The 22,611-nt window shown below is 69.6% G+C and carries 16 protein-coding genes and 3 pseudogenes; 7 read left to right on the top strand and 12 right to left on the bottom strand.

Annotated features, from left to right (window positions below; translation table 11 throughout):
- Positions 1 to 78: 78 nt before the first annotated feature.
- Positions 79 to 822, top strand: coding sequence for a hypothetical protein (locus BEK98_RS38280; protein WP_244202153.1), 744 nt, complete (start codon positions 79 to 81; stop codon positions 820 to 822).
- Between the two features lie 419 nt (positions 823 to 1,241).
- On the opposite strand, the gene BEK98_RS38275 is transcribed toward BEK98_RS38280, so the two are convergent.
- Complete coding sequence (locus BEK98_RS38275) at positions 1,242 to 2,549, bottom strand: MFS transporter (protein WP_094221365.1); 1,308 nt, start codon at positions 2,547 to 2,549, stop codon at positions 1,242 to 1,244.
- Complete coding sequence (locus BEK98_RS38270) at positions 2,549 to 3,805, bottom strand: aminotransferase class V-fold PLP-dependent enzyme (protein ID WP_094221364.1); 1,257 nt, start codon at positions 3,803 to 3,805, stop codon at positions 2,549 to 2,551. Before BEK98_RS38270 ends, BEK98_RS38275 begins: the two co-directional genes overlap by 1 nt.
- On the opposite strand from BEK98_RS38270, the gene BEK98_RS38265 reads away from it, so the two are divergent.
- Complete coding sequence (locus BEK98_RS38265; protein ID WP_167444351.1) at positions 3,804 to 5,216, top strand: aminotransferase-like domain-containing protein; 1,413 nt, start codon at positions 3,804 to 3,806, stop codon at positions 5,214 to 5,216. The two genes, BEK98_RS38270 and BEK98_RS38265, sit on opposite strands and share 2 nt — an antisense overlap.
- Positions 5,217 to 5,827: 611 nt before the next feature.
- Entirely contained in the window at positions 5,828 to 6,490 is a 663-nt protein-coding gene (locus tag BEK98_RS38255; RefSeq protein WP_094221399.1) for a Type 1 glutamine amidotransferase-like domain-containing protein, read from the top strand.
- A 160-nt stretch (positions 6,491 to 6,650) separates the two neighbouring features.
- On the opposite strand, the pseudogene BEK98_RS38250 reads toward BEK98_RS38255, so the two are convergent.
- Positions 6,651 to 7,331: pseudogene (locus tag BEK98_RS38250) on the bottom strand (hypothetical protein); the annotation flags it as partial.
- Positions 7,332 to 7,489: 158 nt separating this feature from the next.
- Positions 7,490 to 11,230: a CHAT domain-containing protein gene (locus tag BEK98_RS38245; protein ID WP_094221362.1), complete on the bottom strand. Its 3,741-nt coding sequence runs from the start codon at positions 11,228 to 11,230 to the stop codon at positions 7,490 to 7,492.
- Positions 11,231 to 11,816: 586 nt separating this feature from the next.
- Here BEK98_RS38245 and BEK98_RS38240 point away from each other — a divergent pair.
- Together BEK98_RS38240 and BEK98_RS38235 are read left to right on the top strand one after the other, a co-directional pair.
- Positions 11,817 to 12,536: a DUF6082 family protein gene (locus tag BEK98_RS38240; protein WP_094221361.1), complete on the top strand. Its 720-nt coding sequence runs from the start codon at positions 11,817 to 11,819 to the stop codon at positions 12,534 to 12,536.
- Positions 12,537 to 12,849: 313 nt separating this feature from the next.
- Complete coding sequence (locus BEK98_RS38235; protein ID WP_094221360.1) at positions 12,850 to 13,191, top strand: hypothetical protein; 342 nt, start codon at positions 12,850 to 12,852, stop codon at positions 13,189 to 13,191.
- 914 nt (positions 13,192 to 14,105) lie between these two features.
- Here the strand turns inward: BEK98_RS38235 and BEK98_RS38225 are convergent.
- Complete coding sequence (locus tag BEK98_RS38225; protein ID WP_094221359.1) at positions 14,106 to 14,456, bottom strand: antibiotic biosynthesis monooxygenase family protein; 351 nt, start codon at positions 14,454 to 14,456, stop codon at positions 14,106 to 14,108.
- Between the two features lie 625 nt (positions 14,457 to 15,081).
- On the opposite strand from BEK98_RS38225, the gene BEK98_RS38220 reads away from it, so the two are divergent.
- Positions 15,082 to 15,747 carry a hypothetical protein gene (locus BEK98_RS38220; protein WP_094221358.1) on the top strand — a complete coding sequence of 222 codons (666 nt, stop codon included), beginning with the start codon at positions 15,082 to 15,084 and terminating at the stop codon, positions 15,745 to 15,747.
- 471 nt (positions 15,748 to 16,218) lie between these two features.
- Here BEK98_RS38220 and BEK98_RS38210 read toward each other — a convergent pair whose 3' ends face one another.
- The 5 genes and pseudogenes from BEK98_RS38210 to BEK98_RS38195 all read right to left on the bottom strand — a co-directional run bounded on the left by BEK98_RS38210 (position 16,219) and on the right by BEK98_RS38195 (position 20,504).
- A complete protein-coding gene (locus BEK98_RS38210) occupies positions 16,219 to 17,331 on the bottom strand; it encodes an ABC transporter substrate-binding protein (RefSeq protein ID WP_094221357.1) in 1,113 nt (370 codons plus the stop codon).
- 281 nt (positions 17,332 to 17,612) lie between these two features.
- On the bottom strand, positions 17,613 to 18,395 hold the full coding sequence (locus BEK98_RS38205; RefSeq protein WP_094221356.1) for a DUF899 domain-containing protein: 783 nt from the start codon (positions 18,393 to 18,395) through the stop codon (positions 17,613 to 17,615).
- Between the two features lie 54 nt (positions 18,396 to 18,449).
- Entirely contained in the window at positions 18,450 to 18,581 is a 132-nt protein-coding gene (locus BEK98_RS51015) for a hypothetical protein (protein WP_279635499.1), read from the bottom strand.
- Between the two features lie 306 nt (positions 18,582 to 18,887).
- Positions 18,888 to 19,135: pseudogene (locus tag BEK98_RS38200) on the bottom strand (LysR family transcriptional regulator); the annotation flags it as partial.
- A gap of 151 nt (positions 19,136 to 19,286) precedes the next feature.
- A complete protein-coding gene (locus BEK98_RS38195; RefSeq protein WP_244202159.1) occupies positions 19,287 to 20,504 on the bottom strand; it encodes a PP2C family protein-serine/threonine phosphatase in 1,218 nt (405 codons plus the stop codon).
- Between the two features lie 295 nt (positions 20,505 to 20,799).
- Here BEK98_RS38195 and BEK98_RS51430 point away from each other — a divergent pair, with 295 nt between their 5' ends.
- Positions 20,800 to 21,069: a DUF6233 domain-containing protein gene (locus BEK98_RS51430; protein WP_425276651.1), complete on the top strand. Its 270-nt coding sequence runs from the start codon at positions 20,800 to 20,802 to the stop codon at positions 21,067 to 21,069.
- A 16-nt stretch (positions 21,070 to 21,085) separates the two neighbouring features.
- On the opposite strand, the pseudogene BEK98_RS51425 reads toward BEK98_RS51430, so the two are convergent.
- Both BEK98_RS51425 and BEK98_RS38185 read right to left on the bottom strand, forming a co-directional pair.
- Positions 21,086 to 21,295, bottom strand: a pseudogene (locus tag BEK98_RS51425) (DUF5958 family protein); the annotation flags it as partial.
- Positions 21,296 to 21,690: 395 nt separating this feature from the next.
- Positions 21,691 to 22,335, bottom strand: coding sequence for a dihydrofolate reductase family protein (locus tag BEK98_RS38185; protein WP_094221354.1), 645 nt, complete (start codon positions 22,333 to 22,335; stop codon positions 21,691 to 21,693).
- Positions 22,336 to 22,611: the final 276 nt, after the last annotated feature.

Below are 22,611 nucleotides of genomic sequence, written 5' to 3'. Positions count from 1 at the left end.
CAGCTTCGGGCATCAGCGTCGTCAGGATCCTCACGACAACCGTAGTGAACGCGCCGTGAGAATGACGGGAGCGGTGTGATGAACTTTCCGGCCGAGATCAAGGTCAACATCGACGGTAATATCGCGGATGCTCTGTCGACGTTGGATCAGCCACAGGGCCCGGTACAGAAGCGCCTCATCTGGTTCGCCGAGGATCTCCAGGAGATATCGGACGGCCGGCTATTGCTGGACAGCGGTGTGATTGTCAGGTTCAGAAGTGGGGACACCCCGGACGATTTAACCGTCAAGTTGCGTCCGTGCACCGAGGCACAGTTGGTCGGCCAGTTCTCCAGCCGGTTCGACAGGGAGTCGTTCGAGTACAAGATCGAGCAGGACTGGTCGGGAAGCCGCCGAGTACTCGCCGCCTCCGCCACGCGCACCCGCCCGCAGGGGGCGCTCCTGTACGCCGTGGCACCCGGGGCCAATGCCGCCGCTTCGCTCGACGACCGGCAGCAGCATTTCTTGCAGAAATGTGCACCCACAGTGCACATCACCGAACTTGCCGCATTGGGTCCGATTTCCTCGACGAAGTTCAACAACGTTCCGCTGGACGACCTGGAGGTCGACCTGGAGCGGTGGTCGGTTGCAGACCTGGACTTCCTCGAACTGTCGATCCGGGTCAAGCCCAAAGACGACGAGAAAGCCGACCAGTTCGAGGCGCGGGCCAAACACAAGCAGAAGAAACTCGAATCCGCTGTGCGGGACCTGGGGGTAGTGATTTCCGAGAACCCCGAGAACAAGACCCGGCGGGTCCTCACCACCCTGGCCGCCAGTTACCGCTGAGAACTGCCGGTTCAGAGCAAATCGCACACCTCGGTCAGCCACGCGAGGTTCCAGTCCGCCTCGGTCCGCACCTTCGTTACACGCGTTCTGACGGACATTCTGAAGAAAGCCGCCAAGGTGACCCACTTTGGCTCACTGAAGCCTGCCCACCGCCGCGCCAGCCCCTGACCTAATCCCACCACATCCAACGCCCACAATCCGCGCTCGCCATACTCAACTCGTGCCGCCAGGAAAGGGGATGAGAGAACGCCGGAAGCGCCTCGAAATCACCACTGCCCATGAAAGGCCGCCATCCACCAGGCGCCTGTGGGCGTTCTCACCACACCTGCGGCAATCTCAGCCAACCTGCAGGACCGCAGTTCAGCCGCCGCGATTCCGGACAGCACACCACGACGGCCTCGGTACGACGGCGTTGGCGTTCACTGCACACGTCGCTCAGTCGGTGACGGCAGGGCTGCCAGCCTGGTGACCGGGGACGCGAAGAGTCCGATCGCCACGGCGGCGGAGCCGATCGCCGCGACGGTCAGGGCGCCTCTGCCGCCGAGCGCGCCGGTGAGGAGACCGGCGGACAGGCCGCCGAGTGCGCCGCCGCCGAACAACAGCGTCCGGAAAGCCGCGGTCATCCGTCCCATCATCGACGCGGGGGTGCTCGTCTGGCGGAGGCTGACGATGATGACATTGGCGACGCCGAGTCCCAGGTACGTGACAAAGAAGGACGCCACGCACATCGCGATCACCAGCCAGCTCGGGCCGGCGGCGGTGGCGAGGAGGCTCGGGCCGAGCAGTAGGGCCGACTGGGCCAGCAAGTAGACGCGTCCGAGGCGGAACCGTTTGATCACCCGTCCGGAGATCAACGCGCCGATGAGGCCCCCGACCGAGGCCGTGGCGAAGATGCCGCCGAGGACCGACGGGGCGAGGTGGAGGTCGCGTGTGCCGTGGAGCAGGAACATCGTCCATACGGTGATCATGGAAAAGTTGCAGCAGAATCCGACGAGCGCCAGGGCTCGCAGGATCCTGTCCGTCATGACCCAGCGGAGGCCGTCCCGCAGTTCCGACCAGATGTGGCGGCGAGCGCCCTGCTCCGGACGCGGCTCGGGTGTGCGGATGAGCAGCAGGGAGATCACGGAGACCAGGTACGAGAAGGCGTCCACGACCAGTGCCACCGGTGCGGTCAGCGCCGACACCAGGACGCCTGCCAGGCCGGGCCCCGCCACATCCGCCGTGGAGGAGCTGACGCCCATCTTCTGGCTCGCCTCGACGTAATGATCGGGATCGCGGACCAGGGTGGGGACGTACGACATCCAGCTCACGTCGAACAGCACCGACGCGACACCGACGGCGCACGCGATGACCGTCAGGGTGACCATGCTGAGGGCGTCCGCCCAGTGCAGGACGGGGACCAGCGCCAGCAGGACCATCCGGACCAGGTTCGCCGCGAGCATGACCCTGCGTCTGCGGACCCGGTCCACCCACACCCCGAAGATCAGGGCGAGGCCGAGGTAGGGGGCGAGTTGCAGGAACCGCAGCAGTCCCACCTGCTCGTCGCTCGCCCCGAACGCGCGGATGGCGGTGAGGGGCAGCGCGAGGGTGGTCACCTGGGTGCCGAGCAGCGACACGGTCTCGCCCAGCCAGAACTTGAGGAAGTCCCCGTTGTGCCAGAGGGTCCTGGGTGGTTTCCCGGTGGCCGGCGTCTCCGGTCCGGCCGCCGTCACGTTCGCCGACGCCATCAGCGGTTCCTCCGTCCCTGTTCGGTGAGTTCGGCGACGGCTGCGGCGACCGTGTCGACCTCGTCCTCGGTGTTGTAGTAGTGCGGTGACAGGCGCAGGCACCAGTCGACGTTCTTGTCGCCGAAGTCGTACTGTGCGAACTCCCGGAAACTCAGGGCGGAGTTGATGCCCCGCTCGTCCAGGGCCGTCTTGAACGGCTGCGGTTGCCGGCCTTCGACCTCGAAGGTGACGAGCGCCGCCGGGGCCGGGCCGCGGTCGAGGAGCCGTATGCCGGCGATGTCCGCCAGGCGGTCGCGCAGCCGGGCGGCCAGTGCGGGCGTCCGGCGGGAGATCGGCTCCAGGCCGACCCGCAGGGCGTAGCGCACCGCCGCCGCGCAGCCGAGCAGGGTGGCGTACGGGAACTCCCACTCCTCGAACCGTGCCGCGCTGTCCACCGGCCGGTACGTCTCGGGCTCGACCCAGCGGGCGCCGTACATGTCGATGAACAGGGGCTCGTAGCCCTCCCGCAGGACGCGGTCGGAGACGTAGAGGAAGCCCGAACCGCGCGGTCCGCGCAGGAACTTGCGGCAGGTCGCGGTGAGCAGGTCGCAGCCGATCTCGTCCACGTCGATCGGGTACTGCCCCACCGACTGACAGGCGTCGACGAGGTAGAGCAGGCCCAGCTCCCGGCAGTGGCGGCCGATCTCGGCCACCGGCTGCACGAGGCCGGAGTTGGTGGGTACATGCGTCGCGGCGACGAGGCGGGGGTGGCGGGAGCGCATGAGCGCCGCCATGGCGTCGACGTCGACGCCGCTGCCGTCGGGGTGGTCGGGGGCGTGGACGATCTCGACGCCGAAGCGTTTGCGCAGGGCGAGGAACGCGATCTGATTGGAGATGAAGTCGTTGCGCGTGGTGAGGATGACGTCGCCGGCCCGGAAGTCGATCGCCGACAGGGCCTTGGTGTACGCGTGGGTCGCGCTGCCGGCGAAGGCGATGTTGCCGGGGGCGGTGCCCAGGAGGTCGGCGATCGACGCGTAGAAGTCGCGGACCTGAACCTCCCGTGCGGCGGAGGCCTCGTATCCGCCGATGTCCGCCTCCAGTCGGAGGTGGTCGGTCATCGCCGCGAGGACCGGGCGGGCCACCAGGCCGCAGCCGGCGTTGTTGAAGTGGATGACCGACTCGCAGCCCGGGGTGTCGGCGCGCAGCTCCGCAATCTCCGCCGCCGTGTCGAGGAGCGATTCTCCAGCAGGGAGAGAAGCGTTACTCTGTTGTCTCATGTCTGAGAGTAGCAGTACTGAGGCGCTGGTTGGGATGCTCCGTACGGAGATCGCCCGTCTCTCACCCGGTGACCGGCTGCCCAGCAGCCGGGAGTTGACGGTGCGTCATGGCGTCAGTCCGGTCACGGTGTCGAGGGCGTTCGCCCAACTGTCGGCCGAGGGCGAGGTGGTCACCCGCCCGGGCAGCGGCACCTACGTCGCCCCGCGCCGCGCCCGCTCTGCCACCGATGTGCCGGACACCTCCTGGCAGGCAGTGGCACTCGCCGGACGTGACTTCGATCCGGGCGCCGCGGACGGCCTCTCGGATCCGCCGCCCTCGGGCGCCATCGCCATGGCAGGCGGCTATCTGCACCCATCGCTGCGCCCGGAACGGGCGTTGAGCGCGGCGCTGGCCCGCGCCGCCCGCCGTCCCGGCGCCTGGGACCGGGCACCCGCCGCGGGACTGACGCCGCTGCGCGCGGTCTTCGCCCAAACGGCGGGAAGCGCGGTCGGCCCGGAGGACGTGCTGGTCACCGGCGGCGGCCAGGGCGCACTGTCGATGCTGTTCCGGGCGCTGGCCGCGCCGGGCAGCTCCGTGCTGGTGGAGTCGCCGACGTACCCGGGCGCGCTGGCCGCAGCCCGCGCGGCGGGGCTGCGCCCGGTGGCCGTACCGATGGACGGCGACGGCATCCGCCCCGACCTGCTCGCCGACGCCTTCGCCGTGACCGGAGCCCGGCTGCTGTACTGCCAGCCCACCTTCCACAATCCGACCGGCACCGTGCTCGCGCCGGCGCGGCGCCGCCAGGTCGTGGACGTCGCCCGCGCCGCCGGGGCGTTCCTCGTCGAGGACGACTTCGCCCGCCACCTCGGCCACGGCGGCCCGGTGCCCCTCCCCCTGGTCGCGGACGACCGCGACGGCACAGTGGTCCAGCTGACCTCGCTGACCAAGCCGGCCTCACCGAGCCTGCGCATCGGAGCGGTGATCGCCCGTGGACCGGTGATGCGAAGACTGCAGGGGATGCGCCGGGTGGACGACTTCTTCGTCGCCAGGCCGCTGCAGGAGGCGGCCCTGGAGCTGGTGAGCACTCCCGCATGGGACCGGCATCTGCGCGCTCTTTCCACGCACCTGAGGGAGCGTTGTGCGGTACTGGCCGGTGCCATGGCGCGCGAACTGCCCGACTGGACGCCGACCCGGATCCCGGAGGGCGGCCTGCACTTGTGGGTCCAACTCCCGCCCGGCCTCGAGGACTTCGCCGTCGCGGACGCGGCACGGGCCCATGGTGTGGCGGTCAACGCGGGCGCCCGCTACTTCCCGGCCGAGCAACCAGGCCCCTGCCTCCGGCTCGGTTTCGCGGCCTCGGAGGACCTCGCCGACCTCACCGAGGGCGTCCGCCGCCTCGGTGAGGCGGCGCGAACCTGCGCTACGGCATGAGGTGTGGGCGCAGCCTGTTTTCATCGTGCGGTGCCGCGCCGCCGTCGCATGCCATTCCCGCGCCGTTCCAGATGCTTTGTTCCCGTAGCCGGCTGACGGCTTGCGGAGCCAGCAGGGGGACGGCTCGGGATCCGTTACGGCACGAGCGAGTTCAGCGCGGCCCAGATGGCAACCCTTCATCGTGAACAGCTTGCTTCCTGACGGTCCTCACGTCGGCTCCTCCGGCGGCTTCCGCTTGGCTGTCACGGGTAACGGGACGGGCGGTCACTCCTGTCCGGCCCCGGGCGCAGCCTGCAGGTGCTGTGGATCGGCACTGAGGAAGGGCTGGATGCCCGCGTCGCTCCGAGCGAGGGCATCCCCTTCACCGCCATCGCCATGGGGAAGATCCGGAGACTGATTACCTCCTGGACGGCACCGAGCGCAGCGCCGCTCTCGGCATCATGAGGTATCCGCTCGTGCCAGCAGCCACTGTGACGACTCTCCCGCGCCCTGCCTGAGGTGTTCGTCGATCAGCACACCGGCACGGCGTACGGTCACGCCAAGGGCGGTCCGTTCAGCCAGACCAACTACCGCTTCTGACCACGTCGACGACATTCCTCGGGAAGGACATGATGAAGCTTCTCCTCACCGACTCCGGTATCAAGAACGCGAGCATCCAGGATGCGTTGGTCGACCTCCTGGGCAAGCCGATCGCCGAGTCCAGCGCCCTCTGCATCCCCACCGCGGGGTACGGGGCCCCCGACGCCGATCCGGGCGGGCCATGGCGATTCATCAGCGGACGATCCCCCAGCCCCATGACCGGGCTGGGGTGGAAGTCGGTGGGCGTGTTGGAACTCACCGCGTTGCCAAGCATCGACAAAGCCCGCTGGGTCTCCTGGGTCCGGGAGGCCGACGTCCTGCTGGTCAATGGCGGTGACGCGCTGTACCTGGGCCACTGGATGCGGGAATCCGGGCTGGCGGAACTCCTGCCGTCGCTGCCCGACACGGTCTACGTGGGACTCAGCGCCGGGAGCATGGTGATGACCCCCCGCATCGGGGAGGACTTCGTGGGCTGGAAGCCGCCCACCGGCGGCGACAGCACGCTGGGCGTGGTTGATTTTTCGATCTTCCCGCACCTGGATCATCCGGCTTGCCCGGAAAACACCATGGCCACGGCAGAACGATGGGCGGCCGGGATCGCGGGCCCGGCGTACGCGATTGACGAGCAGACCGCCATCAAGGTGGCCGACGGCACCGTCGAAGTAGTCTCCGAGGGCCACTGGAAGTTGTTTTAGTACCCCCGCCTATTGAACAGCGCGGTGCCGTGGGAGAGTGCGCTCGGGTCTCCGGGCGCTCCGGGTGGAGACGCTGGTCAGCGCTCCGCCGACGCGGGGGTGTTCCGATCAGGATGTGGGCGCCGGTGCCGGGGCGCGCTGTCGCCCCCGCACCGGCGTGTCACTTCTTGTCGCGCAGCCGGGCCGCCAAGGAGGTCAGCGGCTCGGTCTCCTCGGTGTGGCCCAGGGCGGTCAGGCGGGAGATCGCCGCGTCGAGGCGGGTGAGGGCGGGAGTGGGGCGTTCCAGGTACAGGCCCTCCACGGCGCCCGCGAGGCGGATGCACTCGGCCCACTCGCCGACGTGGTCATCCTCCCGTCCCGGCTCGCCGAGCAGGGCGAGGGCCTTCTCCAGGGCGGCCAGTGCATCCTCGTACTCGCCGGCGTAGGCGTTCACCCGTCCGTGTTCGTAGGCCAGGGCGGTGTCCAGGGAACGGCCATGGGCCTCGTATTCGGCGGCGCGGGCCTCGTCGGCGATCCGGCCCGCGTCGGCGAGGAGGGTGAGGGCGTCGGCCAGGCCGTCGGGGCCCTGCTGCTGGGCCTGGAGGCGGGCGAGTTCGCGCAGGCAGTTGCTGAGCTGCTCGTAGCGCGGGGCGCGGGCGTGGGCGGCGAGTGCCTGGTCGGCGGCTTCGCGGGCCCGGCCGAACTCGCCGGATTCTCCGAGGAGTATGGCGGTCTCCGCGGCGATCATGGCGTGGCTTCCCGGGTCGTCGTCCCAGTCGGCCGACGCGGCCGCGAGGGTGACGAACTCCGCCGTGGCGGCCTTGAGGTCCTCGCCCGCGTGCAGTGCCCGAGCGCGGGTCAACTCGCCACCGAGAACACCACCCTCAGGCTCCGGGTGCACCAGGTGGCCCAGGAAGACCGGGCTCTGCGGGAGCTGTGGGGGCCGTTCTTGACTCGGCTCGGGAGCGGTTGACGAGATCCCGGGCGAGGGCTGGACGTCCGGCGCCGCGCGGGCGGGGCTCAGCGGGCTGCGGGGTTGCCCTGGTGGGTGAAGGCTGCCCACAGGTGGATCTCGTTCAGGTCGGCGCGGGCGGCGTCGCGGCGCAGCGGGTTGCCCAGGCCGGGCGGGGGCCGGCGGTCCGGGTCGAGCATCCACAGCTGGGCGGCGCGCAGCGCGTCGGCGGGAGCGAGGTCCTGGCTGGTGAGGAAGTGGTGGAAGGCGGCCATCATCAGGGCGGTCGCGCTGTCGTTGACGGCCCAGCGGGAGCCGACCACGTCGGCCGCGCCCCGGGCGACCAGGGCGGTGGAGAGGGTCAGTGCCTCGTCGTGGTCGCCCGTGCTCAGGTCGGTCTCGCAGGCGCTGAGCACGACCAGCGGGCCGTCCGGGCCGGGCGCCGCGGCCGCGGGGTGGTCCAGGATCCGGGCGACGGTCAGCTCGCCGTCGGCCAGCGACAGCGCCGATCGCGTAGGACTCGGACCGGCCACGCCGTGGCAGGACACGTGCACGAGAGCCGCCGGCTGACCGCCGCCCGGGAGCACGGCCAGCAGGTCCTCGCAGTTCCCCGGCGCATCCGGCACGCCCTCGGCGGCCACGAACTCGCCGTAGCGCCGGGCGTCCGGGTAGCAGGCCGAACGCAGCGCCTCCGTCTCGACCTCGGCCCACACCAGGCTGAGCCGCGGGTCGGTGACCAGCACCCGGCGCCCGCCGACGGGCAGCCGGTCGCGGGCGGCGGCCCGCAGGAACTGCGCCCCGGACGGGGCGTAGCTGAACACCGCGTCCTGGCAGGCGTACCGGTGACCGCCCAGCGGGATGTGCTTGCGCGCCGCATGCCAGGGGACGACGCCGAGGGGGCCGCAGGGGATCAGCACGATCCGCGGCGGGCGGCCGAGGGGTTCCAGGGAGTCGAGGACCGGCCCTACGGCAGCGGGCCAGGCCCAGTCGCACAGCTCGCTCAGCGCCGCTCGCCATTCCGTCTCGGCGGCCGCCCGCGACGCACCCGACGCGTCCGGGTCGGCCGCCTTGCGGGTACGGTCGGCGGCGGCGGCGAGGTAACGCTCCAACTGGTGGCTGCCCGGGGAGAGCAGCAGCGGCAGAGCCAGCACGGTGGGCTCGGCGCCACCGGGGCGCAAGATCAGCGCGCGTCCCGGGATGTGAGGGCGGAAGCCCTCGCCGGGGACCAGGTAGACCAGTGCGTCGGCCCCCGATGCGGCCAGCGCGGAGGTCAGTGCGGAGGCGTCCGGAGTGCCGAGCAACTCCCGTGCGCCGGTGCCGTTTCCCGCCCCCAGTGCGGCGAGCGCCTTGCGCCGCAGGCTGCTCGGCAGCTCAGCGCCGGGGGCCGGGGCCGCCACCACGGCCGCTCTCCTCGGCGGGAGCGGATCCTCCTCAGCCGGCTGCCCCTCGCCCGCGTTCCCCTCAACCCGATCCCCTTCGCGCGGATCCCGCTGCAGTGGATGCTGCGGGGCCTGCGCCCGCCACAGTTCGGCCAGGTCGGAGTGACCCCGGTCCGCCAGCAGCCGGGGTACGCCATGTGCGGCCGCTGCCGTCTGGAGCACCAGGGCCCGACCCAGCTCCAGCGCCTCCACGGCCTCGGCGGGGCGGCTGTCCTCGGCGCACCGCAGGGCCAGCCACAGCACGTGGCCGGTCGCGGCCCGGGCCACCGCCAGGGCGTGCTCGGCGCCGAGTTGAAGCAGGACATCGGCGGCCATCAGCTCCAGTGCCTCGCGGCGGGTGTCCAGGCTCGCCTTCCGGTCCTCACTCGCGCGCGGGCCACCGGTCACCACGCTCATCCAGTGGGCCGTGGACAGCTCCGTCAGAACCTCGACGGTCAACGACATGCCATGGCCTTCGGCGGCCAGGGCGCGGACCCGGCTCAGCTCGGCGATGCACGGGTCGAGCAGGCTGACGTCACTGCGGTGGGTGGTCGCGCGGATCATGGCCCGGCCGAGGGCGAGCCTCAGCCGCGCTTCCTCCCAAGGGACGGTCCGCGATTCCTCGATCACCCGGTGGACCTCCGCGATGGCGCGGTCGATGACCTCCCGGCGGGGGTCGACCATGGCCAGCCCGGTCATCAGCTGGGCCCGTGTAGTGGGAAAGAACGGTGCGAACAGCGGTGGGACCGTGGCCGGATCGGTCTCCACCGCCTCCCGCAGGTACCGGGCGGCGGCGCGGAGGTCGGCCTGGTCTCCGGTGTGGGCGGCACGTTCGCTGTGGGCCAGGCCCAGCATGCCGGTGATGACGAAGCGTGTGCCCGCGTCGGGCGCAGGGGAGGCGTACCGGTCGCTCAGCGTCTGGATCAGGTCCTCTGCCGCGCGGACCAGCGCGGCCTGGTCTCGGCTGAGGCGTGCCAGTTGGAACCCGGTGTAGAGGCTGAACAGCGCCTGGACTTCGTCGCGTTCATCGGCGGCGGACAGCACCTCGGCCATCGACAGGGCGGCGGCGCCGTCCTGAAGGCTGCCTCCGAGCGTGGCGGCGGTGGCGACGCGATGGGCGAGGAGGATGGCCAGGTATCGCCGGGCGGCTGAGGCCTTCGCCCCGTCCGCGTCAAGGGCGTCGATCCACTCCCGGAGCCATTCCGCGCTCCGCTCCACGCGCGCGAGCTCGCCGTTCGATACCCACAGGTTGTCGATCGAGGTGGACAGGATCAGTTCCAGGCTCAGCTCTCGCCGCCAGGCCGAACGCGCCGCGGGGTCGGGGTCGGGCTGCATCGCGGCCGCGTCCACCTCGCCGAAGTCCAGCGTTTCGGGCATCCGGAAGTTCCCGGCCACCAGCAGGGCCGCGTGGAACTTGGCGACGCGGATCCGCTCAGGTGCGTCCGCAGGCAGGGCGAGCAACACCTCCCTGGCCGCCTGCGCGGCTCTGTGGACGCGTTCGACGAGCGACCGGGGATCCTGCCCGCCCGATCTGAGGGCGGCGAGCAGCTCGTGCAGCGGCGCGAACTCCGGCTGGTCCAGGCCCAGATCCGCCAGCTCCCGGCCGGCGTCCGCCGTGGCGACCCGGGGTTCGTTCACGGTGACGCACAGCCACTCCAGCAGGCGTGCGAAACGCACCGCGTCCCGGCGTGCCCAGTCCAGCACCCCTTGGACGGCGGCGGCCAGGGCCTTTTCCACGGGCTCGCTTTGGGGCACCGCACCGGCCGGGCCCGCCATCTCCTCCTCACCATCGTTGCCCTCCTGAGGCGGAGACGGCGCACTCCCCCCGGGCGGGCCGGGGAGCGAGGACAGCATCGTCGCGACGCTCTCCATGACGGCCACCATGCTCTCCCGCGTCGTCAGGTCCCCGGCGACGATGCGGGCGAGAACGTTCAGGGCCTCGGTCAGCTGCTCCCGCAGGGATGCGGCCAGAGCGGGCGGCCCCGAGCCGTCGCGCGCCTCCGGAGGAATGCCCGGCGGGATGAGCAGCTCGGCCAGGTTGCCCCGGGCCATCATGGCGAGCCGGTCGTCCAGCGGCCTGGCACGGTCGGTCCACCGGAGATGGCTCAGGGCAGCCGCCCGCTCCCGCGGATCGGCGTGCGGCCGGCCCTTGAGCCGCGCCTTCATCAGCAGCCCGAGCCAGGGCACAACGGCCGCCCGGGCCGGGTCCTCCGCCGGTAACAGCCTCTCGACGGTGGAAAGATGCTCGGTCACGAGCAGCAACGCGGGCAGCTGCGGATTCTTCCGCGCTTGGGGCCACAGCTCGTGCGCCTGGCGAACGGCGACGGCGGCCCAGGCCCGGAGCGCCGCAACGTCTCCCCCGCCGTGGTCCCACTGCTTCTCGTCGGCCATGCATCCCCCCGCGACCGATGATCCCAGTCCGCTCCCCCGCAACGGGCCGCGGGCGGGCAGGTGTCGTCGCTGATCGAGGACAGGCTAGTGCCCCCGAGGCCTGCCAGAGGGGACAACGCCGGATAGGGCTCCACGCGTTACGAGGCGCCTTCACCACAACGACGGCAGCGTCGACGGCCGACACAACGGAGGGGAACACAGCGGCCGTTGTCCACAGAACCGACCGGCACGGACGGCCCGCCGAGGCCTACCGGCAGGATCCCGGGCGGACTGGGCCGACAGCCTGATACGCCCGTACTCCCGGCTGCATCGCATACTTGGTCCGCCTCGACGCGATGGTCCCAGAGGACGGCCAGAGCGTGACCGACATGCGCCCCGCAACCCGGTCCCTGACCGACCTCGCAGCTCAATCCGACGCCGACTGGCGGATTCCACAGCTGCCCGAGATGTCGCCACCACAGGGCTTGTTCGTCGGCTGGAAGTAGGCTGCCCAGGCTCGGCCTAGTCACAGGGGCAGGCCGGCCTGGGGTTGATCGACCTGATAGTTCGTCATCATCCGGCGGGGGCAGCATCGGTGGCTCGCCGGATGGCCAAGTCTCTGGGGCTGGTCGCCGCTGCGGCGATTGCACTAACGGTGGTGCTCTTGTCGCCTTTCGTGCTGGAGGAGATGTCCGGCTCCAAGGGCGTGGACTGGAACCGGCTGAGTCAGATCGGTGCCGCGTACGGCTTCACGTCGGCGATCGTCTCGACGCTGGCGTTGGCCGGCGTCGCGGTGTCGCTGATCGTTCAGAACCGGCAGGCCAGGGCGGAGCAGATCCAGGGGATTCGCACCTACTACCTTGAACTGGTCCGGTTGGAGCTTGACGACATGGCGCTCTTCCAGCCCGTCTGGGGCCACACGGACATCGTCGAGCCGGAGAAGCAGAAACGGCATGTCTATTCCGATCTGATGATGAACTATGCGTGGATGGGCTTCGAAATCGGGATGATTCCCGAGAGTCTCCTTCGGGACATGCTGTCCGGGATGTTCACCGGGGAGGCCGGGCGCGACTACTGGGGCAGGGCTCAGACGTCATGGATCGCCGGTTCGTCCGGGAGCCGTATCGGTCGTCGGTTCGTGACCGTCGTGGGCGAGGAGCACGCGCGCGCTGTCGCTGCCGGACCACCGGCTCACTCTCCGCGTGCTCCCAGCCCGCCTCCCACGCCTGCCGCATGGGCATCGCACCGATGGCGGACCTCGGCCGGCGCCTTGATCGGGCTGGGCACTGGTCTGGCCCTCGGATCCTTTTTGCGGAGTCGACGCTGAAGGCTGCCCTCAGCACGCCCACATCTACTCGTCGCCGGTGACTCCGAACGCTTCGTCTGGCAACCGGACCCTCCGCGTGAGAATGCTTCACAAATCCCGAAGTTACGTCAGACCACGACGAGACACCGGCGAGATGGCGAACCCCCTGGCCACGGAGCTGTGGGCCTGCGGTGTCGACGCCGGGTCGGGCGTACCGTTCCACGGAGGGCAAGGATGTGTGCGGGATGTGCGAGGTGCGCCAAACGCTGTCAGGGCCCGTACCGCCTCCGGTAGTTTGACAGTCCCATGCCATCTGTCGGAGGAGGGGGCGGGGATGGACGGGCTCTGGGCGTGGTTATGGAGCGGGTTCGATGCGCATGGCAACGGCCGTCAGATCGACGGGGCGCACGAGCCCTATTTCACCGGGGAACAGGCCCGCGCCAAGCTCGTGGAACGGCTGAGGTTCGCTGCGGTCTCCGATCCGCTCTATGGGCAGGTGGCTGACCTGGTGGAGACGACTCCACCGCCTCTTGCTGCCGCCGTTGGTCGGGAATTGTTCTGTGTTGCGATGGTCGACGAGAGCCGCCGGCCACTGGACTTCGGGAACTTCGCGGCGAAGCAGGACCATGCGGTGGACTGGGCAGTGCGGAACAAGCGGCGGCCCAAGATCTGGTAGCCGGCCTGGGCGGGATGTCCGGGGAAGAGCCGGGCGTCCGTACGTGCGCAGTCGGGCCGAGGGCGAGGAGGCTCGGGTTGGCGGCGCTGGCGGCCGTACGGGACCTTCGTGAGCACTGGGCGCCCGCGTCGGCGGAGGGGCTGGAGCGGTTCGAGGCCGACGTGCTGTCCCTTCATGTTGCTGGAGCTGCGGCACAAGGTCGAGCTCCATCGGATGACCGGTCGGGTCATCGAGTGCCCGATCGACGAGATGAACCGGCCGCGCGGCACGAAGGACGCCAGCTGCGGATCTTGACAACCGCCGAGCCGGAGGCCGGAACGCTCTTCACGTGGCGAGCTGGCCACCTGCCGCAAGTTCGCCCCGACCGCACGGAACTACACCGCCTCGAACCTGATGTCCCAGGTCGGCCTGCGAGTGAGCGAGGCATGTGGGCTCGATCTGGGCGACATCAAGTGGGACCTGGGCCGATTCGGCAAGCCCCACGTCCGCCTCGGCAAGGGCGCCGACGGCTCCGGGCCGCGCGAGCGGGTGGTCCCGCTGATCAATGGCGCCGACCGGACACTGCGGTGGTTCAACGAGGACGTCTGGGGCCAGTTCGACGACGACCACACCCGTCCCGGCGCCCCGCTGTTCCCCTCAGAGGGCGTTAAGTCCGTTTGCGATATTCCGCGTGCTGGTTGTTCGAGGAGTACTTGGTGGACGGGTCGTCCCAGGCGTGAGCGGGTGACGTTGGTCAAGGGCGGGCGGACTTCGCCGTCGCGGGCGAGGATCTTGGCCTCCACCTCGAACTCGGCGGACGTGAACCGCCGCGGTGGACGAGAGGGGGGGCGAGGAACCCGTCGACCATGGAAGGAGACGGTGCCGCGCCGGGCGGAGTCGCTGCCGAGCACGGTCACGCCTCTACAGTTGCTGTGTCATACGTCGACCTGCTCGAAGATGTGCGGGTACGACACGATGTCGTCGGGGAACTCGGCAGCCGTGCGCTGAAACTCCGGGCTGCCGAACGCCGTGGCGAGAGCCTCGGTCGACTCCCAGACCGCGACGTTCATCAGAAGTTGACTGTCCGCCGTTCCCTTGTGCATCTGCAGGGAGACGAATCCCGGCTGAGCCTTCATGAACTCCGCCTGCCTCCGGAAGAGAGCCAGGAACGCTTCGGTCCTCTCCTTCGGAACGAAGAAGGTGTTGGCCAGGACGATGGGCCCGGTCTTCTCCTTGAACTGCGCGAAGATCGGCGTAATCGGGTCCAGGCTCTGCAGCTTGGTCATCTTCGATACTTCCTCTCGCTATCGGTAGTCCCACGGCACCGAGGCGGGCCACCGCCGTACTGGGTCCGGCGACGCTCACGACGCTCGCTTGTCCCTACGGGTACTGCTTTCTGGGGACCGTTCCATCGTCCCGGCGTAAGCGGGCCGTGAAGTCAGCCGCAGTTCCCGTTCCGATGGACGACTTCGGTCGGACCGCGCGAAGCCGTGTCAGACCTGTGGATGACACCGGACCCTGAGGGGGCGCGGGCTCGCGGCCGACACGGGCAGAGGTGAAATACCGTCAATCCTCAGGAGCACCGCCCCGCATGGGGAATGCCCACTGCTCGTCCAAGAGGTCGCTCGGATTCGGTCTTCGGTCCATGCGCGCATCCCCGCATGCACATGGCGAACAGTCGGCCCGTATGGCGATCCGTACCACGATCGAGCGATCACGAACCGAGGAAGATCGGACTTAACGACCTCTGAGATCGACACCAGCAACTTCGCCAGGCAGCAGGTGACGGTAGGACCACCCCCCATTCGGTGTCCAGGCCCAGCGACGAGGAGCACCGTGCGCGGCACGATTCACCTCATCGGCAATGAACCGACGAGGAACCCAGCACACGGACACCCCAGGGGGACACCCATGAACGAAACCATCGCCAGGCGCCTGACGGGCCTCGCCGGCATCGCCGCCGCGACCGCCTTCATCGTCGAAGTGCCCCTGTACTTCATCTACTCCGGCCCGCCGCCGGACTCGAACGTCTTGACCAGGCTACTGATCGCAATGATCGCGCTGGCGTTCCTGATCGTGTTTGTGACGGCCTTCCGCGAACTGGTCAAGCGCGTGAGCCCCGCCTACGAATGGGTCGGAACGATGGCCTTCGCCACCGGACTGGTTTACGCGACGATCACCCTGGTCTCCAGCGGGCTGGAAGCTGGCGCGGTCATCGCCGCCGACCACCCGATCGACCCGACCATTACGGTCAGCGGCACTTACATCCTCTACGGGGCGATCGGTCGCCTCATGCTCGCGATCTTCCTGATCGCGGTGGGTTATGGCATCAGTCGTACGAACCTGCTGCCGCGCTGGACCGGCCGCTCGGCTTACGTCCTGGCCGGGGCCAACCTGATCTTCGTGCCGTCCCTGTTCTTCGGTAACACCCCGGCACACTTTTACGCGGCGAACGGCTGGGGCACCACCGCCCTGATGGGCGCGCTCCTCAGCTACTGGCTGCTCGCGCTGGGTATCTCCACCTACCGCAGCGCCGCACGACGTGCACCCGTCGGCTCACCGGCCCCGCAGCACTGACGCCGCCTGCGCAGGAGATGGTCGCGGTGCCCGGCCTTCAGGCCGGGCACCGCAGCCTGCCCGGTCGCACTCATCTCGGAGACGTGACCTCAGACTGAATCCAGACGAAGACCCACAGAACAACCTCTCAGAGCGTAAGAACGCCGACGGCTCCTCTCGCCGGGTGAGCGACGGCGCCCCGCGCAGCGGGCTCAAGGCCGCGTCCAAAGCACACCTGCCCGGGTGGGGCGAGAAGCTGACACCGCACGTCCTGCGGAATTTCTGCGCGTCCCAACTCTGTGAGAGCGGGCTGGACTTGCTCGCGATCCAGGGGGCTGGGGGCATTCATGAGGCCATAGTCCGAGGCCCCGACCCCCTCCACCTTGCTGAGATGTTCGGGCTTCACGAGAAGACCGCCATGCGCTGCGCGGACTGCGCACGGGGCCTGCTGGAACAGGCCGCCGAGGCCGGCCCCGCGACCTCCGTGCCCTCTCATCCGGTGTGCAGGATCCGAAAGCGATCGGGTTGCGCCGGATCTCGATCAACGACTTGGATGGGTGTCCAAGCCCATTGCCAAACGCTGATGCCTGGCGTGCGGGAGAACTGGATCTGCCCGCGGGTGCCTTCGACTGCAACGCGCGGCCAGGATTCGGCGGTGCGCGCCCGGTCCGCGCCGTGAGAACCCAGCACATCGGCGAGGACGGTGACCGTGTCGTAGCCCTCGAAGGCGACGAAGGAGGGCGCTTCGGCCAGCCGCTCACGGAGGGCCTTCTCGACTCGTGCACCGAGTGGGCTGAGGCGCTCGGGCAAGTAGCGCAAGAACGGGACCCCGGCACTGTCGTCGCCCAGCAACGTCGCCCATTCGGCGAACTCCGGTTGCCCGGCCGGAGCACCGATCATGATCTCGGCGAGGCGCTGGTCGCGGCGGACGGACTTGACGATCGGCACTGCCGGCTCCGGGTGGCCGACCAGAAGAAGGAGGGCTGTCGCGCGATGGTCGACGAGCTCGTCACACAAGGCCGTGGGGCTGAGCGCGCTCATGTCGAGTTCGATGACGGTGCCGCCGCGCGGAGCAAGGTAGTCCCGCAGAATGCGGGTCCCAGATGCCCAGTAGACGCTCGGCTGGGCTGCTACGGCGATTCGGCTGTGGCCCGCGCCGAGGAGGAAGTCCGCGTAGAACTGCCACCCGCGGGACTGCGGCGGGGACAGGCGCGCGACCCATTCCGTCGGCTGTTCGGTGAGCGCGTCGAGAACCGCTGACGAGCAGAGGAACGGCAGGCCGAGGGCGTCGGCCCTGGCGGCAGCAGCGCGAGCGACGACGCTGTGGTACTCCCCCGCCAAGGCGGCCACGCCCAAGCGAGCAAATTCGTCTACGGCCGCTGCGGCCCTCTGTGGATCGGCCGCGGTGTCTCGGACCACCAGCTCGAGTGGTCGTCCGACGATCCCGCCGGCATCGTTGACCTCGTGGACGGCCAACTCGAGTCCGGCGAGCAAGTGTCGGCCTGCCTCGGCCCAGCCAGGCCGAGTCAGCGGAACGAGAGCGCCGATCTGGACGGATGATCCGTCAGTCCGCTCCGCTTCAGGTGGCGATGGTGGCGTATTCATGCGGTGGCGTCTCCCGTGTGGCGATCCGGATGCGGTGTGCGCGGATCGCAGACTGGCAAGGCCCGGTAGTGCGCGTTCATCTCATCTCGCCGTGGCGGGCGCACCTGGGTGACCATGCCGGACATTGCATCCACCCCGATCGCCAACGGGCAACCGATTATTGCCAGGTCAGGGTCGCTGTCACGCTGCGGCAGAACTCGCTTCCGGGCCCTCGGAGGGCGCCGAACAGGTTCAGAGACCGGCACCTGACACCTTTTGCCGACGCTGTCGGCGGAGGCGCGTCAGTGGTGGTGGCCGTGCCGGCCGAGGGTCTCCACGGGGGTCGCGCCGGGGCGGGTCCACTGCGGCACGGGGCGGCTCGTCGGGCCCCAGGTGGCGTTCCCGTCCGCGTCCGAGCGCCAGGACCAGCACGGGCTGCGCCCCTCGGGCCAGCCCTCGGGGTTGTCCTCCCATGTCTCGCCGCGGCCGTAGGGCGTCATGTCGAGCAGGCTGAGGGAGCCGTTGACCGGCTCGTTGCCACGGCCCGTCGTGGAGTAGGTGAGGAACACGCGGTCGCCGTCGCGCAGGAAGCAGGTGAGGTACCCCATGCTGCCGCCGACCGGCGCGTCCACGTCGCGCACCGAGTACCAGGGCTGGGTGTAGCCCATGAACTCGACGTAGGAGGCCACCTCGTCCCACCGGCCCGTGGTCAGGATGGCGAACGAGACGCCGCGAGCGTTGAGGTAGACGGCGTCCTTCAGGTGCCAGGCCGTGGTGGTGCAGCCCTCGCACTGCCCCTGGTGCGGCGCGCCGTCGTACCACATGTGCTTGTAGACCACGAGCTCGTCGCGGCCCTGGAACAGGTCCACGAACGGAACGGGGCCGTCGGGTCCGACGACCTCGACCGTCCCGTCGAACTCCACCATCGGCAACCGGCGGCGGGCCGCGGCGAGGGCGTCGCCCTCGCGGGTGTGGGCCTTCTCGCGGACCAGGAGCTCGTCCCGGGCGGCCTGCCAGGTGGCCAGGTCAACGACGGGTGGGCGGCCGGGCAGCGTGGTGGTCGGGTCGTCCGGCGTGGTCGTCATGATGTCCTCCGTGGTGTCTCGTGCCGGGCAGCGTCGTACGACGCCCTACGACGGTCACCAGAACAGACCCGCGACCCGGCCGGAACTCATCGCAGCGGGGCCCTCGGCCGAGCCGGCGCGGAAGCGCGGGGTGGTGGCCGGAACGCCAGGGCGCCCGGAGAGCTGGGAGATCCGCATCGTGCTCACATCTCGACGGTAGACCTTCGACTCAGGCCGAAGGTCAAGCCACACCCTGCGAGCTGCCTCGGCTTGCGACGGCGCTCGCGGTGGGGTTCGGGCCTCACCGCATCAGAGAATTCGGGCACCCGCGCGCTTCCGACCGGGCGGCGCAGGAGATCCGCCGCCGGGAGCAGGACCACGAGTACGTCACGGCCCAGCTCGTCGCGCTGGGAGCTGCGTGGCCGCGGCCCGGCTGCGTCCCGGCCCTCTGGCTGCGCGGGGCCCTGGCGGCGGGTGGCGCCCGCAACGTCCGGCACCGCGGCGCGCTTCGCTTCAGTGGACGGCTGTCCCGTGTTGCCGCTTGGCCGCGGTGGCGGCGAGGTGGGCGCGGAGGGGGCCAGCGCTGGGTGGGGGTTGTCGCGGTGCCAGAGGAGCGAGTGCGGGTAGACGGGTGTCGGGTCGGTCACCGGGATGCGGCGCAGGCCGTGGTCGGCGGGCCAGACGAGGTGGGTGTGCTCACCCATGAAGGTGGCCGGGGCCGGGGTGTCGGCGATGGTGTCGAGGAGCGCGTCGGAGCCGAAGAGGAGCTGGAGCGGCTCGTCGAGCATGCGACTGGCCGCATACCCGTGGTGCAGCGGACTGACGACCCCAGGGATATCGAGCAGCTCCCTTGTCGACCGTCGCCCGGGGGAAGGCTCATGTCTCAGGGAGACCGTCGAGGAAGCCACCGCTTCACCGGAGCTGCGGGCGCCATTCGAAGAGCAGGATGGTCGCGTCGTCCCGCAGCTGGTTGCGCTGGTGGTCGAGGATGGCGTGGATGAGCAGCCGCAGCACCTCGGCCGGGCGCTGTCCGGCGGCGGAGGAGCGGATGATGAAGTCGGTGAACCGGTCCAGGCCGAACTCCACTCCGCTCGCGTCGCGTGCCTCCACGACGCCGTCGGTGTAGAGCAGGACGTGGTCGTCCGGTTTCAGTGTCGTCTCGTGGACCTGCCGGGCTGCCGGGGCGAGGTGGCCGGCCAGGCCGATCGGGGGCTGCGGGGGGCTGTCCAGCGCGCCCTCGACCACCCGCTCGGAACGGATCAGCAGTGGCGGAGGGTGACCGCAATTGACCCAGCTCAGCACCCCGGTGACCGCATCGAGCCGACACAGCACGCCGGTGCAGAAATGGTCGGGCAGCCACTGGGCGAGCGCCTGGTCGACGGAGCCGACGATGTCGGCCAGGTCGCCACCGCCGCGGCGGGTGTTCCGCGCCGCCGCCATGGCGACCGACGTGGTCAGGCCGGAGGCCAGATCGTGCCCCATGGAATCGAGGATCATGGTGTGCAGCACGTTCTTGACCACCGAGTGGTCGAAGGCGTCGCCGGCGATGTCGTACGCCGGTTCCAGGACCGCGGTCGAGACACACCTGCTGCTGCCGACGGTGTGGGGTGGCAGGAATGCCCGCAGCATCTCTGCGGGCAACCGCATGGCCGAGGTGCGGGTGCGGGCGGCGAGCCAGTCGCTGTAGGCACGCTTGGAGGTGATCAGCATGGCGAACAGATGGGCCAGCATCCTGCTGCGGCGCATCCGTACCCCGTCGAGCGAAGCGGTCCGCACCGCCAGCACGCCCAGCCGCTCCGCACCGTCGACCAGAGGCATCCAGACGATCACGCCGTCGTCGGCGTCGACCACCCGCGGCGAGACAGTGCGGTACGCCCAGCCGGCCGATGAGCCGGCCACCGACAGCGACTCCAAAGCCTCGTCGAGTGGGATGAGCAGCCGTTGTTGCAGGTCTACGAGGTAGATCAGCGCGGTATCCAGGCCGAGAGCCGAAGCGCACCGGTTCGCCAGGGCCGACAGTTCGAACGGCAGGGCCGTCTGAGCCTCGATGATCAGCGCCTCCAGCCGACTCTCGTCGACGGCGGCGTCGGAACCGGCGGACGCGTGCGGTGGGTCGGACACGGGGATCACCCCTTCCGCGCCCAGTCTCACACCGATCCCGACACCTCTCACGTCAGACACGGTCATGCCGGATGCAGCCGGATGAGCAGCGGGGTCCGCCCGGCCGGCGTGCCGATCAGTGGCCGACGGCACGAATTCGCTGATCATCAAGCTTCGCCGGCAACGATCACTCTTCACTGGGACAGGGCATCGAACACGCGAGTGCGTGGCAGCCGATCATGGATCTAGAATCAAACATATGTTCGGCGACTCGCTGTCCGACCTCGAGCGTCTGCAGATGCTCCGGATCTGACACGCGAGGTGCCTGGCACGTATCGACCGCAAGATCGAACTGCTCGTTCAGCGGCAGGCCGGGGCCGACCACGGCCGACGGACGAGGCCAAGGCCGCCGGACTGGATCGTTCAACTCGGCATCGGCGTCGGCCAGACACCCACGCAGCTGCGCCAGGGCAGCTGCCACATGGCAGGCAAACGGCGCCGCCCCATCGACCGGAGCGAGGCGCGGCATCTGCCGCCGACGGCGTCACCGCCTGCACCCACTTTCCCAACTGCTCGTCCATGCGTCCTCGCGTGACAAGAATCGAGGGCGTGCGGATCGGCCGGAGCCCGGACCGCCGGATGCCCTCCCAGGCGTCCTCGGATGTGGCGCGGGCCTGGACGCAGAACTGGCAGAGATCCCGCAGAGTAACGGCCTGCTCCTCATCCGCCAGCCCCTCGAACCACGCGAGCCCTTGGGACAGCGGGCGCAAGCCCTGGGTGAGCTTGGAATCACAGCGCGCTACTTTTCTTCGGGCGAGCATCCCAAGCCTGCCCAACATACCTAACACGCTCAACAGGACTCGTCCGGCAAGCTCCTGCCGTGACCACCGATCTCGTCACCGATGAGTTATGGGAGCGCATAGCCCCACTGCTGCCGCAGCGACCAGCCCGGCGCCATCGCCCCCCCAGGGCGGCTGCCAGTGCCAGACCGAGTCGCGTTGGCCTGCACTCGCGGCATCCAGCCGGACACCGCCCTGGCTCGTGCCCGCTTTGACGGCGAACCGCACAGCAACCAAGCAGGCCGATGAGCCCTACGACCATTGGATAGTTGCGGACGACTTTCGCGACCTGTATCGGCAACAGCGCCCGCAACTACCCCATCATCTACCGAAATGCCGGCATCCACTGCGCCGGCATCCCCGAGTGAGCCCTCGCGTCACCTTCGCCAGAACAGGTGGTGCGTCACGCCGCTCGAGCTGGGCACGACCTCCAGGTGGAACCGGTCGAGCAGCTCATCGGGGGACTCCCAGAGTCGTAGTCCGGACCTGAGCTTTACCGGCGAGACCGCTACATGCATGGTGTCGACGAGGTCCGCATCAAGGAACTGCCGGATGGTGGTAACCCCGCCACCGAGTCGCACGTCCTTGCCCTCCGCCGCTTCCCGCGCCCGTTCGAGGACCGTGGCCGGGTCGCCGTCGACGAAGTGGAACGTGGTGTCGGACAGCGCGAACGACGGGCGCTTGTGGTGAGTCATGACGAACACCGGAGTGCGGAACGGGGGCTCGTCACCCCACCAGCCGCGCCACTCATGGTCCTGCCAGGGCCCGCGCTGGGGCCCGAACTTGTTGCGGCCCATGATCTCGGCACCGATGTTGCGTGCGAAGTCTCGCGTGAAGTAGTCGTCGAGGCCCCGGCTCCCCCCGGGATCCGTGCGCATGGGCCAGCTCGCCGTGGCTCCGGCCCAGGAGAACAGCCTCTCGGGATGGTCGAGGCCGAACGGTCGCTCGAGACTCTGGTGCTCACCGGCACCGATGCCGTCACTCGAGACGTTGAAGTTCATGACTCTCAGCAGTTGATCCACGTCTTTCCTCGTCAGGTCCTGTCGCGTCATCGTGTGGCGAGGCGCCGCACATCATGACGTCGAATGGGACGTGGCCGGATCGACAGCGACCCGTAACTTTTTTTCCGAGGCGTCGGGAAGCGGCTCCGCTGGCGGTGTGGCCGCGGCGGACGCGGACGGCATCGAGGCGGCCGAGGTTGCCGCCGCGACCACTCGCATGCGTCGCAACCGGCGTCACCACCCATCCAACCGCTCCAACCGCCAACCCGACGAACCTCCCGGTCACAGCAGGCCGTG

This window comes from Streptomyces diastatochromogenes (assembly GCF_002242805.1).
Lineage (GTDB): Bacteria > Actinomycetota > Actinomycetes > Streptomycetales > Streptomycetaceae > Streptomyces > Streptomyces diastatochromogenes.
Note: the sequence above shows the minus strand (reverse complement) of the source record. Positions and strands in the feature narration are given on the sequence as shown.

Coding starts and splice junctions, on each gene's coding strand:
- BEK98_RS38280 (WP_244202153.1), top strand. CDS start 79: ATGAACTTTCCGGCCGAGATCAAGGTCAACATCGACGGTAATATCGCG.
- BEK98_RS38275 (WP_094221365.1), bottom strand. CDS start 2,549: ATGGCGTCGGCGAACGTGACGGCGGCCGGACCGGAGACGCCGGCCACC.
- BEK98_RS38265 (WP_167444351.1), top strand. CDS start 3,804: ATGTCTGAGAGTAGCAGTACTGAGGCGCTGGTTGGGATGCTCCGTACG.
- BEK98_RS38270 (WP_094221364.1), bottom strand. CDS start 3,805: ATGAGACAACAGAGTAACGCTTCTCTCCCTGCTGGAGAATCGCTCCTC.
- BEK98_RS38255 (WP_094221399.1), top strand. CDS start 5,828: ATGAAGCTTCTCCTCACCGACTCCGGTATCAAGAACGCGAGCATCCAG.
- BEK98_RS38245 (WP_094221362.1), bottom strand. CDS start 11,230: ATGGCCGACGAGAAGCAGTGGGACCACGGCGGGGGAGACGTTGCGGCG.
- BEK98_RS38240 (WP_094221361.1), top strand. CDS start 11,817: ATGGCCAAGTCTCTGGGGCTGGTCGCCGCTGCGGCGATTGCACTAACG.
- BEK98_RS38235 (WP_094221360.1), top strand. CDS start 12,850: ATGGACGGGCTCTGGGCGTGGTTATGGAGCGGGTTCGATGCGCATGGC.
- BEK98_RS38225 (WP_094221359.1), bottom strand. CDS start 14,456: ATGACCAAGCTGCAGAGCCTGGACCCGATTACGCCGATCTTCGCGCAG.
- BEK98_RS38220 (WP_094221358.1), top strand. CDS start 15,082: ATGAACGAAACCATCGCCAGGCGCCTGACGGGCCTCGCCGGCATCGCC.
- BEK98_RS38210 (WP_094221357.1), bottom strand. CDS start 17,331: ATGAATACGCCACCATCGCCACCTGAAGCGGAGCGGACTGACGGATCA.
- BEK98_RS38205 (WP_094221356.1), bottom strand. CDS start 18,395: ATGACGACCACGCCGGACGACCCGACCACCACGCTGCCCGGCCGCCCA.